This is a genomic window from Pseudomonas sp. B414, from assembly GCF_055408445.1.
Genome location: NZ_JBUZTQ010000073.1, coordinates 1 through 2,601 on the forward strand (window position 1 = coordinate 1; position 2,601 = coordinate 2,601).

General features: G+C 51.6%; 2 rRNA genes. Both read left to right on the forward strand.

The window, feature by feature from the left end:
* Window positions 1–2,361 (forward strand): 23S ribosomal RNA (locus ACZRMH_RS25705); the annotation flags it as partial.
* A gap of 147 nt (window positions 2,362–2,508) precedes the next feature.
* Window positions 2,509–2,601 (forward strand): 5S ribosomal RNA (gene rrf / locus ACZRMH_RS25710); the annotation flags it as partial.

Below are 2,601 nucleotides of genomic sequence, written 5' to 3' on the forward strand. Positions count from 1 at the left end.
ACTTTGTTGGGTGACTGCGTACCTTTTGTATAATGGGTCAGCGACTTATTTTCAGTGGCAAGCTTAACCGAATAGGGGAGGCGTAGCGAAAGCGAGTCTTAATAGGGCGTCTAGTCGCTGGGAATAGACCCGAAACCGGGCGATCTATCCATGGGCAGGTTGAAGGTTGGGTAACACTAACTGGAGGACCGAACCGACTACCGTTGAAAAGTTAGCGGATGACCTGTGGATCGGAGTGAAAGGCTAATCAAGCTCGGAGATAGCTGGTTCTCCTCGAAAGCTATTTAGGTAGCGCCTCATGTATCACTGTAGGGGGTAGAGCACTGTTTCGGCTAGGGGGTCATCCCGACTTACCAAACCGATGCAAACTCCGAATACCTACAAGTGCCGAGCATGGGAGACACACGGCGGGTGCTAACGTCCGTCGTGAAAAGGGAAACAACCCAGACCGTCAGCTAAGGTCCCAAAGTTATGGTTAAGTGGGAAACGATGTGGGAAGGCTTAGACAGCTAGGAGGTTGGCTTAGAAGCAGCCACCCTTTAAAGAAAGCGTAATAGCTCACTAGTCGAGTCGGCCTGCGCGGAAGATTTAACGGGGCTCAAACCATACACCGAAGCTACGGGTATCATCTTAGGATGATGCGGTAGAGGAGCGTTCTGTAAGCCTGTGAAGGTGAGTTGAGAAGCTTGCTGGAGGTATCAGAAGTGCGAATGCTGACATGAGTAACGATAATGGGTGTGAAAAACACCCACGCCGAAAGACCAAGGTTTCCTGCGCAACGTTAATCGACGCAGGGTTAGTCGGTCCCTAAGGCGAGGCTGAAAAGCGTAGTCGATGGAAAACAGGTTAATATTCCTGTACTTCTGGTTATTGCGATGGAGGGACGGAGAAGGCTAGGCCAGCTTGGCGTTGGTTGTCCAAGTTTAAGGTGGTAGGCTGGAATCTTAGGTAAATCCGGGATTCTAAGGCCGAGAGCTGATGACGAGTGTTCTTTTAGAACACGAAGTGGTTGATGCCATGCTTCCAAGAAAAGCTTCTAAGCTTCAGGTAACCAGGAACCGTACCCCAAACCGACACAGGTGGTTGGGTAGAGAATACCAAGGCGCTTGAGAGAACTCGGGTGAAGGAACTAGGCAAAATGGCACCGTAACTTCGGGAGAAGGTGCGCCGGTGGAGGTGAAGCATTTACTGCGTAAGCCCCTGCCGGTCGAAGATACCAGGCCGCTGCGACTGTTTATTAAAAACACAGCACTCTGCAAACACGAAAGTGGACGTATAGGGTGTGACGCCTGCCCGGTGCCGGAAGGTTAATTGATGGGGTTAGCTAACGCGAAGCTCTTGATCGAAGCCCCGGTAAACGGCGGCCGTAACTATAACGGTCCTAAGGTAGCGAAATTCCTTGTCGGGTAAGTTCCGACCTGCACGAATGGCGTAACGATGGCGGCGCTGTCTCCACCCGAGACTCAGTGAAATTGAAATCGCTGTGAAGATGCAGTGTATCCGCGGCTAGACGGAAAGACCCCGTGAACCTTTACTATAGCTTTGCACTGGACTTTGAATTTGCTTGTGTAGGATAGGTGGGAGGCTTTGAAGCGTGGACGCCAGTCTGCGTGGAGCCAACCTTGAAATACCACCCTGGCAACTTTGAGGTTCTAACTCAGGTCCGTTATCCGGATCGAGGACAGTGTATGGTGGGTAGTTTGACTGGGGCGGTCTCCTCCTAAAGAGTAACGGAGGAGTACGAAGGTGCGCTCAGACCGGTCGGAAATCGGTCGTAGAGTATAAAGGCAAAAGCGCGCTTGACTGCGAGACAGACACGTCGAGCAGGTACGAAAGTAGGTCTTAGTGATCCGGTGGTTCTGTATGGAAGGGCCATCGCTCAACGGATAAAAGGTACTCCGGGGATAACAGGCTGATACCGCCCAAGAGTTCATATCGACGGCGGTGTTTGGCACCTCGATGTCGGCTCATCACATCCTGGGGCTGAAGCCGGTCCCAAGGGTATGGCTGTTCGCCATTTAAAGTGGTACGCGAGCTGGGTTTAGAACGTCGTGAGACAGTTCGGTCCCTATCTGCCGTGGACGTTTGAGATTTGAGAGGGGCTGCTCCTAGTACGAGAGGACCGGAGTGGACGAACCTCTGGTGTTCCGGTTGTCACGCCAGTGGCATTGCCGGGTAGCTATGTTCGGGAAAGATAACCGCTGAAAGCATCTAAGCGGGAAACTTGCCTCAAGATGAGATCTCACTGGAACCTTGAGTTCCCTAAAGGGCCGTCGAAGACTACGACGTTGATAGGTTGGGTGTGTAAGCGCTGTGAGGCGTTGAGCTAACCAATACTAATTGCCCGTGAGGCTTGACCATATAACACCCAAGCAATTTGCTTAGAAGCGAATTGCGGTGTGTGAAGACGATACAAACCGAAAGTTTGCGGTTCACAAAACACCTAACTATTACATACCCATTCGCTGGAGCGTAAACCGAAAGGTAAACGACCTGGCTACCGAATTTCTTGACGACCATAGAGCATTGGAACCACCTGATCCCATCCCGAACTCAGTAGTGAAACGATGCATCGCCGATGGTAGTGTGGGGTTTCCCCAT